The 14,505-nt window shown below is 70.7% G+C and carries 14 protein-coding genes; 9 read left to right on the top strand and 5 right to left on the bottom strand.

Annotated features, from left to right (window positions below; all coding sequences use genetic code 11):
* Positions 1-18: 18 nt before the first annotated feature.
* The gene (locus DCS98_RS15315; RefSeq protein ID WP_116452204.1) at positions 19-777 is read left to right on the top strand and encodes a hypothetical protein; all 759 of its coding nucleotides are present in this window, start codon (positions 19-21) and stop codon (positions 775-777) included.
* Between the two features lie 67 nt (positions 778-844).
* Here the strand turns inward: DCS98_RS15315 and DCS98_RS15320 are convergent, their stop codons facing one another.
* Positions 845-1,342: a winged helix-turn-helix transcriptional regulator gene (locus DCS98_RS15320; RefSeq protein ID WP_116452205.1), complete on the bottom strand. Its 498-nt coding sequence runs from the start codon at positions 1,340-1,342 to the stop codon at positions 845-847.
* Positions 1,343-1,432: 90 nt separating this feature from the next.
* Between DCS98_RS15320 and DCS98_RS15325 the strand changes: the two genes are divergently transcribed.
* Both DCS98_RS15325 and DCS98_RS15330 read left to right on the top strand, forming a co-directional pair.
* Complete coding sequence (locus tag DCS98_RS15325; protein ID WP_116452206.1) at positions 1,433-1,915, top strand: SRPBCC family protein; 483 nt, start codon at positions 1,433-1,435, stop codon at positions 1,913-1,915.
* 53 nt (positions 1,916-1,968) lie between these two features.
* Positions 1,969-2,709 (top strand): SDR family oxidoreductase, encoded by a 741-nt coding sequence (locus DCS98_RS15330; RefSeq protein ID WP_116452207.1) that lies wholly within the window; start codon positions 1,969-1,971, stop codon positions 2,707-2,709.
* Positions 2,710-2,776: 67 nt separating this feature from the next.
* Here the strand turns inward: DCS98_RS15330 and DCS98_RS15335 are convergent, their stop codons facing one another.
* Positions 2,777-3,607 carry an SDR family oxidoreductase gene (locus DCS98_RS15335; protein WP_116452208.1) on the bottom strand — a complete coding sequence of 277 codons (831 nt, stop codon included), beginning with the start codon at positions 3,605-3,607 and terminating at the stop codon, positions 2,777-2,779.
* 40 nt (positions 3,608-3,647) lie between these two features.
* Positions 3,648-4,088, bottom strand: coding sequence for a winged helix-turn-helix transcriptional regulator (locus tag DCS98_RS15340; RefSeq protein WP_116452209.1), 441 nt, complete (start codon positions 4,086-4,088; stop codon positions 3,648-3,650).
* Between the two features lie 85 nt (positions 4,089-4,173).
* On the opposite strand from DCS98_RS15340, the gene DCS98_RS15345 reads away from it, so the two are divergent.
* From DCS98_RS15345 to DCS98_RS15355, 3 genes are read left to right on the top strand one after another with little or no spacing between them, the layout of a single operon-like run.
* Positions 4,174-5,604, top strand: coding sequence for a DHA2 family efflux MFS transporter permease subunit (locus tag DCS98_RS15345; protein ID WP_116452210.1), 1,431 nt, complete (start codon positions 4,174-4,176; stop codon positions 5,602-5,604).
* Positions 5,605-5,624: 20 nt separating this feature from the next.
* Positions 5,625-6,323: an SDR family oxidoreductase gene (locus tag DCS98_RS15350; protein WP_116452211.1), complete on the top strand. Its 699-nt coding sequence runs from the start codon at positions 5,625-5,627 to the stop codon at positions 6,321-6,323.
* Entirely contained in the window at positions 6,320-7,063 is a 744-nt protein-coding gene (locus DCS98_RS15355) for a thioesterase family protein (protein ID WP_116452212.1), read from the top strand. Before DCS98_RS15350 ends, DCS98_RS15355 begins: the two co-directional genes overlap by 4 nt.
* Positions 7,064-7,081: 18 nt before the next feature.
* Here DCS98_RS15355 and DCS98_RS15360 read toward each other — a convergent pair whose 3' ends face one another.
* Positions 7,082-7,726: an NAD(P)-dependent oxidoreductase gene (locus DCS98_RS15360; protein WP_116452213.1), complete on the bottom strand. Its 645-nt coding sequence runs from the start codon at positions 7,724-7,726 to the stop codon at positions 7,082-7,084.
* Positions 7,727-7,878: 152 nt separating this feature from the next.
* Between DCS98_RS15360 and DCS98_RS15365 the strand changes: the two genes are divergently transcribed.
* Genes DCS98_RS15365 through DCS98_RS15375 form a run of 3 tightly spaced genes read left to right on the top strand, consistent with a single transcriptional unit; the run spans position 7,879 to position 10,539 of the window.
* Complete coding sequence (locus DCS98_RS15365; RefSeq protein ID WP_116452214.1) at positions 7,879-9,006, top strand: serine hydrolase domain-containing protein; 1,128 nt, start codon at positions 7,879-7,881, stop codon at positions 9,004-9,006.
* Positions 9,007-9,040: 34 nt separating this feature from the next.
* On the top strand, positions 9,041-9,607 hold the full coding sequence (locus DCS98_RS15370) for a hypothetical protein (RefSeq protein WP_116452215.1): 567 nt from the start codon (positions 9,041-9,043) through the stop codon (positions 9,605-9,607).
* A complete protein-coding gene (locus DCS98_RS15375) occupies positions 9,604-10,539 on the top strand; it encodes an oxidoreductase (protein ID WP_116452216.1) in 936 nt (311 codons plus the stop codon). Before DCS98_RS15370 ends, DCS98_RS15375 begins: the two co-directional genes overlap by 4 nt.
* 1,879 nt (positions 10,540-12,418) lie before the next feature.
* Here DCS98_RS15375 and DCS98_RS15385 read toward each other — a convergent pair.
* Entirely contained in the window at positions 12,419-14,446 is a 2,028-nt protein-coding gene (locus DCS98_RS15385) for a GNAT family N-acetyltransferase (protein WP_116452218.1), read from the bottom strand.
* Positions 14,447-14,505 lie beyond the last annotated feature (59 nt).

Genomic DNA, 14,505 nt, shown 5'->3' on the forward strand with positions numbered 1-14,505 from the left:
CCTCGAGAGGCAGCAGTCATGAGCACCACCCTCAGCCCCACCCTCCCGGCCGCCGGGTCGCCGGCGCGACGGACCGGTCCCTCCTTCCCGGCGCTGACCGGCCTGGAGATCCGGAAGTCCCTGTCCACCCGGTCCGGCCGCACCGTCGCCGGGCTCGCCGTCCTGGTGGGCCCGCTGGGCGTCCTGCTGGCCACCATGACCAGCGGCGGCGGGGTCGCGGCCGCGATGGCGCTGGGCATCATGGGCATGCTCATCGCCCTGGTCCTGCTGGCCCTCGGCGTGCTGTCGACCGCGGGTGAGTGGACGCACAGGAGCGTGCAGACGACCTACCTGCTGGTCCCGCAGCGCGGGCGCGTGCTGGCCGCCAAGGCCCTCGCGATGGCTCTGCTCGGGCTGGTGCTCGCATCGGTCGGGGTCGGTCTCGCCGTCGGGGCGCTCGCTCTCTTCACCAGCGGCGTCACCTGGTTCGCGGCCGGTCAGGCCGTGGTCGCCGTGATCGCCTCCGGGGCGGCATTCGCCGTCATCGGCGCCGGGATCGGGGCCGCGGTGGGCAACTCGGCCGCCGCGATGACCGGGACCTACCTGGTGGTGCTGGGCGTCCTGCCGGTGCTCAACTCGGTCAAGCCGGCCATCGCGGAGAAGCTGGACCCCGCATCGAGCATCGTCACGCTGGCCCAGCACGGGCCGGCGACCACGCCGATCGCGGTCATCGCCGCCTGGGTGGTCGTCTCGACCATCGCCGGGATCGCCGTCACCCGCCGGCGGGCGGTCGCGTAGCCCGGACCAGCGAGACGCCGGGAGCCCTTCCCCTCGTGGGGAAGGGCTCCCGGTCGTGCTGCCGGGGTCACCGTCCGCCGGTGAGGCGCTCCTCCATCCGCCGCGCTCGATCGGCCGGCATCCCCGGACCGGGGAGCGCGTCCACCTCGGAGGCGTCGTGTACCTCGCCGCAGGACGTGCACACGGTCTGCGTGCGGAGGTCGCCCCCGCAGGGGCGGTGGTGGTAGAGGACCGGGGGCCCGTCGGGAGCCGACCAGCGGTCGCCCCACGCGGTCAGCGCGATGAGGGCGGGCGCGAGGTCGCGCCCTTTCTCGGTGAGCAGGTACTCGTACGCCTCGGGCTGCTCGGAGTACCGCTGCCGCCGCATGATCCCGGCCGCGACGAACCCGTCGAGTCGCGACGCCAGGACGTTCGTCGCGATCCCGAGACTGCGCTGGAAGTCGGCGAACCGCGTCGAGCCGGCGAAGAGGGCGTTGCGGACGATCAGCACGCTCCAGCGCTCGCCCACCGCCTCCAGCGCCCGGGCGATCGAGCACACCTCCGCGTCATACGTCTTCCCCAGCACGGGACCGATCGTAGCGAAGGCACTTGCATCACGAAAGCCCACGTCTCTACGGTGACTTGCGTCATGCAAGCCGGTTCCCCTGGAGGAGTCATGAGCAACCCGAGCTACACCACGTCATTCACCGCCGGCCGCTCGCCGGACCAGGTCATCGACGCCATCACCGACGTGCGGAGCTGGTGGATGACGAAGGTCGACGGCGACAACCGTGCCGTCGGCGACGAGTTCTCCTACCGGGTCCCCGGCATCCACTACTGCCGGATGCGGGTGACCGAACTGGTCCCCGGGCAGCGGGTGGTGTGGCAGGTCGTCGACAACCACATGGGCTTCATCGAGGACCAGAGCGAGTGGAAGGGCACCGAGATCCGCTTCGAGCTGTCCGAGCGGGACGGCGGGACCGAGCTCCGCTTCACCCACGACGGCCTCGTGCCGGCCTACGAGTGCTTCGACGTCTGCCGGAACGCCTGGACCTTCTACGTCGGGGACAGCCTGCGCAGCCTCATCGAGACCGGTGAGGGCAAGCCGTCGGACCCGGACGCGATCAGCCTGGGCGAGGAGGCGGCGCGCGCCGGCTGACGGGCGCCCTCGGACGAGCCGACCGCCGCCCCTGGTGATGGCAGACTCGCCTGGTGGCGACGGTCCTGGTCACCGGGGCGACCGGTGCGCTCGGCGTCCCGACAGTCGAGCGGCTCCGCGCCGCCGGGCACGACGTCCGGGCGCTGAGCCGGCGCAGCGGACCCGGGCTGGTGACCGGCGACCTGCTGACCGGCGCCGGCATCGAGGCCGCGATCGCCGGAGCCGGCACGGTGCTCCACCTGGCCACGGGCCTGCGCCGGAAGGACGTCGTCCTCGCGCGGACGCTCCTCGACGCCGCACGCCGGGCGGACGTCGAGCACCTGGTGCTCGTCTCGATCGTCGGGATCGAGCACATCCCGCTGGGCTACTACCGGGACAAGCTGGAGATCGAGCGCCTGGTGTCGACGTCGGGGGTGCCGCACACGATCCTGCGCGCGACCCAGTTCCACACGCTGGTCGACCAGCTGTTCACCGTCCAGCGGCGGCTGCCGGTCCTCCTGTCGCCCGCCTTCGCCGTGCAGCCGATCGCTCCGGTGGACGTGGCCGAGCGGCTGGTCGAGCTGTCGTCGTCCGGGCCGGCCGGCCGCGTGGCCGACATCGGTGGACCGGCCGTCCGACCCCTGCGCGAGCTGGCCCGTGCCTGGGCCGGGGCGCGTGGGGTGCGGCGGCCGGTCGTGCCGGTCAGGTGGCCCGGCCGGGTGTTCGCCGGCTACCGGGCCGGGCACAACCTGGTCGCCGGACCGCCCTACGGCCGAGTCCCCTTCGAGGAGCACCTGGCCGGCCGGACCGGCTGACGGGCGTTCCCGCGGGAACGTCTGAGCAAGCCTGCCGGCTTGCCCGAGCGTTCCCGCAGGAACGCGCTCAGCTCTTCGGGCCGTGCGCCGCGACCGACAGCGGCTCCCAGGTGCGCCAGGTGGCCAGCCGCGACTCGTAGTCGCGCTCGGCGATCCCCAGCGGACCGTCGCCGAAGAAGACCCGCAGCGGCGGCTGCTCGGCGTCCACGAGCTGGAGGACGGCCTCGCGGGTGGCCAGCGGGTCGCCGGGGTTGCCCGCGCGCGCCTTGCGCTGCTCGGCGGCCTTCTCGCGGAAGGCGTCGTAGGCGGGGTTCTGCTCGGCGTGCTTGGCCGACGAGCCGCCCCAGTCGGTGCCGTAGGCGCCGGGCTCGATGATCGTCACCGTGATCCCGAAGTCGGCGACCTCCGCCGCGAGCGACTGGCTGAAGGCCTCGAGCGCCCACTTGGAGGCGTTGTAGATCCCGATGTTCGGGAACGCGCTGATCCCGCCGATGCTGCTGACCTGCAGGAAGTGGCCCGATCCCTGCTCGCGGAAGTACGGCAGCGCCGCCTGCGTGACGAAGAGGGCGCCGAACACGTTCGTGTCGAACTGGGCGCGGGCCTCCGCCTCGGAGATCTCCTCGATCATCCCGAACTGGCCGTAGCCGGCGTTGTTGACGACGACGTCGAGCCGGCCGAACCGGTCGTGGGCGTCCTTCACCGCGGCGAACACCGCGTCGCGGTCGTCGACGTCCAGCTGCAGGGGCAGCAGTCGGTCGCCGTACTGCTGGGCGAGGTCGTCGAGGGTCTTGGGGTCGCGGGCGGTGGCGGCGACGGAGTCGCCGCGGTCGAGGGCGGCGATGGTCCACTCGCGGCCGAAGCCGCGGGACGCGCCGGTGATGAACCAGGTCTTCGGCATGCCGGCGACAAGTCGCGCGGCGCCGGTCTTGTTCCGGAGCTCAGCTCTCGTGGGTCGCGTGCCGCTCGGTGTCCCGGCCGACCCGCTCGCCGCAGACGTCGCACACCCAGGACGCCTGGATCCGGTGCCCGCGGTGGCGTAGCTCCACCGGCGGGACGTCGGCGACGTACCGGTCGCCCCACTGCATGAGGGCCTGCAGGACCGGCAGCAGGTCGCGCCCGGCCTTGGTCAGGTGGTAGTCCGAGCGGGGCGGGTTCTGGCTGTACTCCCGCCGCTCGAGCACGCCGGCGTCGACCAGGGCGGTCAGCCGCGCGGCCAGCCGCTCACGGGGCGCTCCGGTGCCGCGGAGGATCTCGCTGAACCGGTGCGCACCGAGCGACACCTCGCGGACGACGAGCAGTGCCCACCGGTCGCCGACCACGTCGAGCGCGCCCGCGATGGAGCAGCGCCGTCCCGGGAGGTCGTCCAGCCGTGTCGTCATGCCACAAGGTTCGCATATCGAACCCACTCGTGTACGGTCCTGCCCAGTCGGTTCGACATCCGAACCATGCAGGAGGCGGGGGCGCATGACGACGACCGAGCACCGGACGACGACCGCCACCCGCCCCGGGCTCGTGCTGCTCGTGGTCTCGGCCGCGGTGTTCCTCGCCAGCCTCGACCTGTTCATCGTCAACGTCGCGTTCCCGGAGCTCAGCCGGTCGCTGGACGCGTCGACCAGCGCGCTGTCCTGGGTGCTCAACGGCTACACGATCACCTTCGCCGCGCTCCTGGCCCCCGCCGGCCGGATCGCCGACCGCATCGGCCGGCGGCGGGTCTTCCTCGCCGGGCTGGTCACCTTCAGCGTGGCGTCGCTGGGCTGCGCGCTCGCCTGGGGCGTGGGCAGCCTGGTCGCCTTCCGCGTCGTCCAGGCGGTCGGCGCGGCCATGGTGACGGCGACGTCGCTGGCGCTGCTCCTGCACACGTTCCCGCCGGCCCGGCGGGCGCAGGCCATCGCGGTCTGGTCGGCCGTGGGCGGGGTGGCCGCCGCGCTCGGGCCGCCGATCGGCGGACTGCTGGTCGAGGCGTCGTGGCGGTGGGTGTTCCTGGTCAACCTGCCGGTCGGGATCGCCGCCTTCGTCGTCGGCCTGCGGGTGCTGCCCGAGTCGAGGGACGAGGGGGAGACCCGCCGTCCCGATCTCGTCGGCACCGCTCTGCTCGTCGCCGCCGTCGGCCTGCTGGCGTACGGCCTGGTGGCCGGACCCGAGCGCGGCTGGGACGACGCCGTCGTCCTCGGTGCCCTGGTCGGGGCGCTGCTGGCCGGTGTGCTGGTGGTCCTGCGGGCGGCCCGTGCCCCGGTCGGGACCGTGCCGGTCCTCCCGCTGCCGCTCTTCCGGGCGAGGGCCTTCGCGCTCGGGTGCCTGTCCGCCGCGGTGTTCATGGCGGCCTTCGCGGCGATGCTGCTGGGCAACGTGCTCTGGCTGACCGGTGGCTGGGGCTACTCGGCCGTGACCGCCGGGTTCGCGCTGGTGCCCGGGCCGCTGCTCGCCGCGATCACGGCGGTGCCGGCCGGGCGGCTCGGTGCCCGGGTGGGCTGCGGGATCGTCGCGACGGCCGGGACGGCGCTCTTCGCCTTCGGCGCCCTGTGGTGGTGGGCGCAGGTCGGCCCCGAGCCGGAGTACCTGACCGGCTTCCTGCCCGGCCAGCTGCTCGCCGGGATCGGCGTCGGCCTGACCCTCACCAACCTGTCGGCGGCGGCCTCCTCGGCGCTGCCGCCCGCCGCCCTGGCCACCGGCACCGCGACCTTCGGGGCGGCCCGGCAGCTCGGCGCGACGCTCGGGGTCGCGCTGCTGCTCGCCGTCGTCGCCGGGGACGGCGCCTCGCTCGCCGGCGCCGACCGGGGCTGGCTGCTCGTCGCGGGGCTGTCGGTCCTCGCCAGCGCCCTCGCTCTCGCCGTCGGCCGGGCCCACCACGCCGACCTGCTGCCCACCCCGGCCGCCGCCCCGGCGACCGCCCCCTGACCGCCCTCCCGGAGGAGCCCATGGACATCGCCTCGACCACCGCCCTCGTCACCGGCGCCAACCGCGGCCTCGGCCGCGCCCTCGCCGAAGAGCTGCTCGCCCGCGGCGCCACGGTCTACGCCGGCGCCCGCAACCCCGACACCGTCGACCTGCCCGGCGCCAAGGCGATCGCGCTCGACATCACCGACCCCGCGTCCGTGGCCGCCGCTGTCGAGGCGACCGGCGACGTCACGCTGCTGGTCAACAACGCCGGCGTCGACAGCCGGCTGGACCTGCTCGAGGGCGACCTCGCCGCGATCGAGGCCGAGCTGGCCACCAACTTCCTCGGCCCGCTGGCGGTCACCCGGGCGTTCGTGCCGCAGATCGAGGCCAACGGCGGTGGCTCCGTCCTCAACGTCCTGTCGGTGCTGGCGTGGGTGAGCTTCCCCGGCACGGGCGCCTACTGCGCCGCCAAGTCGGCGGGCTGGTCGATGACGAACGCCTTGCGCGTCCAGCTGGCGCCGCGCTCGATCCGGGTGGCCGGCCTGTACGTCGGCTACATGGACACCGACATGGCGGCCGACGTGCGGGCGCCGAAGTCCGCGCCGGCCGACGTCGCGCGGCTCGCGGTCGACGGGATCGCCGCCGGCGACCACGAGATCGTGGCCGACGACGTCTCCCGGAACGTGCGTGCCGGGCTGTCGGCCGACGTGACGGCGCTCTACGGGCAGCTGCGATGACCACGGCGCAGCAGGCCGGGCTGGTCTTCGGCCCCACCTGGCGGTCGTTCAGCAGCATCCAGGGCGGGCTGGTGGTCGGCCACCTGCTCGAGGCGGCCGCCGCGCACGCCGGCGCACCGCCCCGCGCGGTGACGGCGCACCTGCTGGGTGGCGTCACCGCCGACCTGCCGGCGCACGTCGCGACGTCGTCCGACCGGGAGGGCCGCACGGGCAGCGTGCGCAGCGAGATGTGGCAGGACGGCGACCTGCGGGCCGTCGCCCAGGTGCTGACGCTGGCGCGGCCGGCGACACCGGTGCACGAGCCCTATCCGCCGGTGGGCGGCTACCGGCCGGAGGACGGCGTCCCGTTCGAGCTTCCCCGCGACTACGTGCCGATCGCCGAGCACACCGAGATCCGGGCGCTGGGGCCGTCGCGGCCGTTGGCCGGCGGTCCGGAGCCGCGGCTGCACGCGTGGGTGCGGATGCGCGGTGGCCTGGCGCCGCTGGTGCAGGTCGGCGTCCTGCTCGACGCGCTCCCGCCGTCGCTGTTCGCCGTCCGGACGGTGCCGGCGGCCATGCCGACGGTGGAGCTGACCGCCCACCTGGCCGGGGAGCCGCCGGAGACCGGTGCGTGGGTGCGCGTGGACCAGCGGACGGTGTGGACGGATGCCGACGTCGCGGTGGACGACGTCGAGCTGCGCGCGGTCGACGGCTCGCTGGTGGCGCGGGGGCGGCAGACCCGCCGAATGCCGCCGGCCTGACGACCGCGCGCAGCCTGCTCAGTAGGCGACGGTGAAGCGGGCGCGCCGGTGGGCCGGCTGCTCGATCTCGTCGACGACGGCGGTGGCGAAGTCGGCGCCGCCGATGAAGGAGTTGCCCTCCTCGTCGGCGAGCAGGAGGTCCCCGCCGACGCGGTAGGTGCCCGTGGGCTCGCCGGGGGCGAAGCCGCCGAAGCCGGCGGGCGGGCAGAGGTAGAACCAGTCGAGGCTCTCCGGCGAGTTCCGCAGGTCGTCGAGCGCAGCCGCCATCTCCAGGCTCTCCGGCTTGTACTCGGCCGGGAAGTCCGGGGTGTCGAAGAGGCGCGGTCCGCCCTCGGCGACGTGCAGGGAGCCGGCGCCTCCGATGACGCCGATGCGCACGCCGGCGCGCTCGGCCTCGGCGGCCAGCTCGGCGATGCCGGCGGCGACGCGGCCCTCCATGTCGCCGCGGGGGGCGACGCTCACGACGACGACGTCGGAGTCGGCCAGGACCTTGGCGCGGGTGTCGGCGTCGAGCAGGGAGCCCTGGGCGTAGTCGACGCCGTCGACGCGCTGCTCGGGGAGGTTGCGGCTGATCGACGTCACCGAGTGCCCGCGCCGCGCCGCCTCGGTGACGATGTTGCTGCCGGCGTAGCCGGTCCCGCCGAACACGCTGATCCGTGCCATGTCTGTTCCTCCGGTTGCTGGTGGTGCTCCGGGCAACCGGCCCAGGTACTTGAACATTCCAGTACCTCGAGCAGTCGTTGTCGCGATCTTGTGGTCGTGGTCTGATCGCTGTCTGCGTGGCAACGGCGCCGCGCGATCGACGAGGGGGGCTCATGGCCGAGGTCCACGGCAGCTTCGACGAGCGGTTCGCCGGGGTGCGGGACGCGCTGGCGCAGCACCTGGACGGCGACGAGGTCGGCGCCTCCGTCGCGGTGGACCTCGACGGCGAGACCGTCGTCGACATCTGGGGCGGCTACCGCGACGAGCAGCGGACCACCCCGTGGACGCAGGACACGATCGTCAACGTCTGGTCGACGACGAAGTGCGTGCTCAACCTGGCCGCGCTGATGCTGATCGACCGGGGCGACCTCGACCCGTACGCGCCGGTGGGCAACTACTGGCCGGAGTTCTCGGCCAAGGGCAAGAAGGACGTCGAGGTGCGGCACCTGATGTCGCACACGTCCGGCGTCTCCGGCTGGGAGCAGCCGTTCTCCGTCCGCGACATGTACGACTGGGAGACGGCGTGCGAGCGGCTGGCCGGGCAGCGCCCGTGGTGGGAGCCGGGGACGGCGTCGGGCTACCACGCGGCGACCCAGGGATTCCTGGTCGGCGAGGTCGTCCGGCGGATCACCAACAAGACGTTCTCGACGTTCGTGCGGGAGGAGATCGCCGAGCCGCTGGGGGCCGACTTCCAGCTCGGTGCCCGGCCCGCCGACTGGGACCGGGTCGCCTCGCTGGTGGCGCCCCCGCGGCCCGAGTCGGCAGGCGACCCCGACCCGGCGTCGATCTCGGTGCGCACGTTCACGGCGCCGGTGATGTCGGTGAAGGCGACGGAGACGCCGGAGTGGCGGGCCGCCGACCTGGGCGCGCTGAACGGGCACTCGAACGCGCGGGGCGTGCTCGACGTGCTGCGGGTGCTCTCGCTCGGCGGGACCGCCGGCGGCGTGCGGCTGCTGTCCTCGAAGACGATCGAGCTCGTGTTCGACCAGCAGTCCGACGGCAAGGACCTGGTGCTGGAGGAGCCGTTCCGGTTCGGGATCGGCTACTGCCTCGGGTCGCCGGTGGTGCCGTACGTGCCGTCGGGCCGCACGTTCTACTGGGGCGGCTGGGGCGGGTCGCTGGCCGTGATGGACCTCGACCGCCGGCTCACGATCACGTACATGATGAACGCGATGGCGCAGGGGATCCTCGGGTCCGCGCGGTCGGAGGCCTACGTCCGTGCGGTGTACGACGCACTCTGATTGCCCGCTGACCTGGCGGGATAGGTAGCTCGGCGTGGAACTCGACGACGTGCTGCCCAACAGCCACTACGTCACCCGGCAGTCGCGGTGGATCGACGCCCCGCCGGAGGTGGTGTGGGAGGCCCTGCACGAGGTGAAGCTGTCCGGCCTGCCGGTGACCGTGGTGCTGAGTGCCGCGCGCTTCCTGCCGGTCCTGCTGTCGGGCTCCGGGTTGAAGCAGGTGCACGACCGGCCGTTCCTGGACGCGCTGCCCGTGCCGCTGCTGTCCTCGACCGACAACGAGTCGGTGGTGTTCGGCGGGGCGCTGCAGGCATGGCGGCTGCGGGGCGGCGAGGAGCCGCCGGAGCTGGACGCCGAGGAGCTGGAGCGCTTCATCCAGCCGGGCTGGGTGAAGGCGGTCATGGACTTCCGGCTGAAGCCGGTGCGGGGCGGGACGGAGCTCTCGTCGGAGACGCGGGTGCTGGCGACCGACCCGAACACGCGGGGCCGGTTCAGCTGGTACTGGATGGTCGTGCAGCCGGGCAGCACGGCGATCCGCTGGGAGGTGCTTACGGCGGTGCAGCTGAGGGCCGAAGCGCGGGCGAAGGCCGCCGCCGCGTGACCTGGACCGAGAAGGACATCCCGGACCTGACCGGCCGGACGGCGGTGGTGACCGGGGCGAACGGCGGTCTGGGCTTCCAGACGGCGCTGGCCCTGGCCGGCGCCGGGGCGCACGTGGTGATGGCGGCGCGGGACCCGGAGAAGACCGCCGCTGCGGAGGCGCGGCTGCGGGAGCGTTACCCGGAGGCGTCGCTCGAGGTGGTGCCGCTGGACCTGGGCGACCTGTCGGTGGTGAAGGCGGCTGCTGCGACCGTGCTGGCCGGGCACGAGCGGATCGACATCCTGGTGAACAACGCCGGGGTGATGGCGATGCCGCAGCGGGAGACGGCCGACGGCTTCGAGATGCAGTTCGGCATCAACCACCTGGGGCACTGGGCGCTGACGGCGCACCTGATGCCCGCGCTGCGGGCGGCGCCGGCTGCCCGGGTGGTGACCGTGACGTCGACCGCCCGGCACCGGGCAGGGCGGCTGGACCCGGCCGACCCGCACCTGCGGAAGAACTACGGGGCCTGGGCGTCCTACGCCCGGTCGAAGATGGCGAACCTGCACTTCGCGCTGGGGCTGCAGCAGCAGTTCGAGCGGGCCGGGGTGGCGGCGCAGAGCCTGGCGGCGCACCCGGGGCTGACCAACAGCGACCTGCAGGCACGGTCGGTGCGGGAGGGCGGCGCCGGCTGGCTCGGGGCCTTCTTCGAGACGATGACGGCGCGGTCGGGGATGACGCCGTTCGAGGGCGCGCGGCCCCAGCTCCGAGCGGCGACCGATCCGCGGGCGAAGGGCGGCGAGCTCTACGCGCCGCGCTTCGGCTCGCACGGCCCCGCCGTCCGCCGCCCGGTCCTCCGCCGCTGGGACCTGCAGAAACAGTTAGAGCGCCTTTGGCATATTTCCGAGCGCGACACAGGGACTCGCTTGGGTGTAGCTCCGGGGCGCCCCTGACCGGCTGCACTCAGTTGTCCGAGCGATACGTCATACCGTCGAGGCGCCTACCCGTCGTCGCTTGGTGCAGTTCGACTGAGCGCGCCGCCGATGACCCCGCTTCTGCACCGCGAGACCTCTTTGAGATCACCCTCAGCTGAGCCGGGCGACTTGCCAGCATCCCCCTGAGCACTCTTCAATGGTTGTGGCGGTCTTGGGGGGCCGGCCCATGCGGGCCGGCCCCCCAAGCTACCTGGGCTCGAGCGTGATACTGACCGACGTCGCCGTCCAGCTGATCGTCAGTCGGAATCCCCGCTTCACGAGCACCACCTCCCTTCGGGGTTCAAGGGGCCCCGCCCGCTCGCACCGGGCGGGGCCTCTGCGCCACCCCGTGCTCCGGGGCGAAGCTCAGACTCCCCTCGAGCAAGCCCGCGCGCAAGCCTCAAACCCAGCCCTTGTAGCGGTCGGACCTCACGCTCGTGCGTCGGTCACACACTGTTCCTGGATGGTTCACGTCGTTATCCTGCTTGCCAGACCATGTGCCGGTGCAGGAAAGTAATAGGAGGAGTACCGGGAACCCCCTGGACCCCCCGGACCCCCTGGACCCCCAGATCCCCCGCTAGAAAGGCGCCGAGGTGGCTGCATCCTCAGGTTCGCGGTCTGCCGAGTCGCGTCGCCAACTGCACGCGGCGGTCGCGAGATCTCATCGACGGACCGGCGTAGCGCTGGACATCGGCTTCGTTCGGAGCAGCGACGCCGCCGCTCCGCCGCTGGCCCGGATCCTTCGCGGTGGTCGAGGGGGCGAAGTCCGGCTGAAGACGTACTTGACGCTCTGCCTACTGGCGACGGACGAGCCGTACGACATACGCGCAGGCGTGCCGAGTCGTGCGATGGCGGAAGCGCTCGGGCTCCCCGACCCGGGTGGCAAGGGGGCGCGGCGGGTGGCAGACGCGCTGACGTGGTTGCGCCACGCGCAGCTCCTTGAGGTCACACCGAGGAGGGGTATGCCCTCTCCTCTGCGACTGCTCGACCAAGCTGGTTCCGGAGGTGCTTTCGTGCGCCCGACGGGCCGATGGATTCGGATTCCACTCGGCTTCTGGCGCGAGGAGTGGATCGTCCACCTGTCGGGATCAGCGGTGGCCCTGCTTTTAGTGATTCTCGAAATGCAAGGTGGTCGTACGGTCGAGGACCCGCCATGGCTGCCCGGTGCGCGGCGCCCTCAGTACGGGATATCCGATGACACGTGGACAAGGGCCAGCGCTGAGCTCAGAGACGCGGGGCTACTGACCATAGGGCGAATTCCGCAGGGGCAAGACTTCGATTACCGGAGGATGCGGAACACCTACTGGATCGACCTCGACCGGCTTGAGAAAGCGCCAGACCGGTAGTCGTCGCGTTGGCGAACATTCCGAGGACCTGAGCAATTAGACTGCGGGAAACCGTAGAACGTAGGTGCTAAACGCGAGCCTATGCCGCTTTCGGGTTACCGATCCAGCCGGCCATCCCTCGTACTTGGTGAGGCGACAGGTAACGGAAGCTCTGTGGAGGCTGTAGGCGGAAGTGGGAACGAAGAACGTCCAGAGGTAGGGGATCCAAGAATCGCTCCACATTCCGCATATGGACGCCGAAGGCTCGATGGGCACCCTTGAAGTAGGAGTCGTACTCCTGTCGACTTACCCCACACTTTCCCTGCACGCCGACCCACAGTTCATCCGGATCCGCCTGTGTCACGCGGTACAACTCGGCCAATCCCACAACCGCCTTTGTGGGGGCTGAGCTATACAGGACGATAGTGGAGCCCATCGCTGCCTGAGGGAACCTTCGCCGCAATTCAACCGTCTTCGTCTTGTCTAGAATCGCGTCAGCGAAGCGAGGCCGAATGCTGAGAAGAATCGCACGGTCACCGAGCACCGCGACGCGTGCCTTCGTTGTAGATCGCTCCGAAGTGTTCTGCGCTGATCATGGTCGGGGACTGTAGCGTCCCCATCCGACGGTTTCCGGCCAACTCGCGGAGTCGCTCGAAGGTCACAGGCCGGTCGAAGCGCTCCGTGTCCCTGAAACGCAGGGCTGTCGCATGACTGCCCTTGCCGCTGTTCTGTATGTCGACAAGCCTATAGACGCCGAGGTGCTTGTAGCGCCGATGCAGGACCCTCGGCTCGTCAACCACAACCTGGACTAGTTGGGAGCAGGCGACGACACCGCCGATCCGGTCCCTCCCTGTGCCGCTCGCGTACCAGAGGATGCGGGCGGGGGCCGACGGATTCATCCGCGCGCTTCGGTAATAGACATGCTCTGGGCTGATTCCGAGTAGAGGATCCCTTGCCCACAAAGTGTCTTGCATCGCGAATAGCTCGAGCGCGAACCTCGGTTGGATCGGAACAATATAGCTGGGAAGGGAAGCGTCAAGAATCTTCGCGGGCCACAGGAAGTGCTCGAGCGCAGCTGTGACTGCAGGGGAGTCTGTCCTTCGTGCCAGTGCTACTTCGTTGTGGAGCGGATGCCTAAGATCGAGCGCGCGCAGAGCATCATCGGCATCGCGGATATCGAGCACCGACGCCACGTAGGTGCCCCCAGATAGAATGTAGCCATCGTCGCTCAACGCCTCTCGACATGCTGCGCTGACGTGGGAATCGGTGATGACTATCCTCGGCGCGCCAAGAGAGACCGCTGTTCGTCGCATTTCAGCAAGGATGAGCCGGATGATGGTTGATGCAAGACTATGTCGCGTGTGCCTAAGGAGGGGAACGACGATGGCGTCCCGGGTTGCTTCATGTGCCCACGTGGCGACAATGTCTCCTGAGGGCGCGCGCGCTGCCTTGTGCCGTATTGATGGCGAACTGGCCAAGGACCTTAAAAGGGCGGCGAACGCGGCGCGGCGTTCCCCTCCCGCCATATCTATAAGAGACCGGAGTTCGTTCTCTGATCCGGCCGGAAGGTCCTCGACCGTATATTCTGTGCCTCGGAGCGCGGCCGGCCGATAGCGGAATGCGTCTCGAAGTTCCTCGAGGTGAGGGACAACGTCGGATGGGCGCAGGACGCGAACACCGGACGAGGAGGCCGCATCGCCTGCAATCTCAATCAACTCAGTGTCTCTAGTAACGAAAATGGTTGCGCCGGAAGCTGCCGCGTAAGCGATATGCTTCACATCTGAGTCATGCTGCGGCCGGAGTTCTGGAATATTGGCCTGTAGATCCGCTAGGTGCCTCTCGAATGAATCGGTCGACGGATTCAGGAGCGGAAACTTCGTGGCAGCGCTTCGTTGCCGCCTACGTTCGGAGGCGTCACCGAGGCGATGAATCTCGTTGAATGTCTCGGGAGTCAACGACAGTTGAAGCTGACTGGCGAGCCAGTCGGCCTCAAGGTATTGAGATTCACTAGCTCCTGGACGGTTCCGATGCACAGCTAGGTCAAGGAAGATATTGTGGTCGATCGCGACCGTCAAGGCAGTGGTCGCCTCGTCATCCACGTTGAATAGGTCTGGCAAGCCGTGCGACTTCCACCAGACTACGAGGGTTGATCCATCCTTCCCTCGTCCCGCTACCTCGTTCATCGCCGTGAAGCCGAGGGCGGGCCAGGCGTCCTTGGCGGCGTAGTCCGAACGACAGCGCACCCGGATGCCGGGCAGATGACTGTAGTGGCGGCTCACTTCGTCCACCAACAACTTGGCGATTCCCTGCCTCCGAGACTCCTCGCGCACGCACAGGTGTATCAGGCGGATACGCCCGAGGGCTGAAGCGAAAAGGGCGTATCCGGCCACCTCGCTCTCGCTCCCCGTCGTGGCAGCTAGAAGCGTCCGTTGCAGGGCAAACTCTGGAAAGGCCCCCCTGGGCATCGGGCCCAGCGTTGCCTTGTTCCGGTCCGCCAGTTGGACGATGCGATCGATCAACGACTGATCCGTTGGGTCGACCCACCGGAGCACGATGTTCACGGACTGATGGTTACCGGTTCAGTGGTGATGCGCCAGGAGCCGAATGCCCCAGCGTGGCC

Origin of the sequence: Blastococcus litoris (genome assembly GCF_003075095.1) — a bacterium.
Taxonomy (GTDB): Bacteria; Actinomycetota; Actinomycetes; order Mycobacteriales; family Geodermatophilaceae; genus Blastococcus_B; species Blastococcus_B litoris.

Coding starts and splice junctions, on each gene's coding strand:
- DCS98_RS15340 (WP_116452209.1), bottom strand. CDS start 4,088: ATGACGACACGGCTGGACGACCTCCCGGGACGGCGCTGCTCCATCGCG.
- DCS98_RS15350 (WP_116452211.1), top strand. CDS start 5,625: ATGGACATCGCCTCGACCACCGCCCTCGTCACCGGCGCCAACCGCGGC.
- DCS98_RS15335 (WP_116452208.1), bottom strand. CDS start 3,607: ATGCCGAAGACCTGGTTCATCACCGGCGCGTCCCGCGGCTTCGGCCGC.
- DCS98_RS15360 (WP_116452213.1), bottom strand. CDS start 7,726: ATGGCACGGATCAGCGTGTTCGGCGGGACCGGCTACGCCGGCAGCAAC.
- DCS98_RS15325 (WP_116452206.1), top strand. CDS start 1,433: ATGAGCAACCCGAGCTACACCACGTCATTCACCGCCGGCCGCTCGCCG.
- DCS98_RS15365 (WP_116452214.1), top strand. CDS start 7,879: ATGGCCGAGGTCCACGGCAGCTTCGACGAGCGGTTCGCCGGGGTGCGG.
- DCS98_RS15355 (WP_116452212.1), top strand. CDS start 6,320: ATGACCACGGCGCAGCAGGCCGGGCTGGTCTTCGGCCCCACCTGGCGG.
- DCS98_RS15315 (WP_116452204.1), top strand. CDS start 19: ATGAGCACCACCCTCAGCCCCACCCTCCCGGCCGCCGGGTCGCCGGCG.
- DCS98_RS15345 (WP_116452210.1), top strand. CDS start 4,174: ATGACGACGACCGAGCACCGGACGACGACCGCCACCCGCCCCGGGCTC.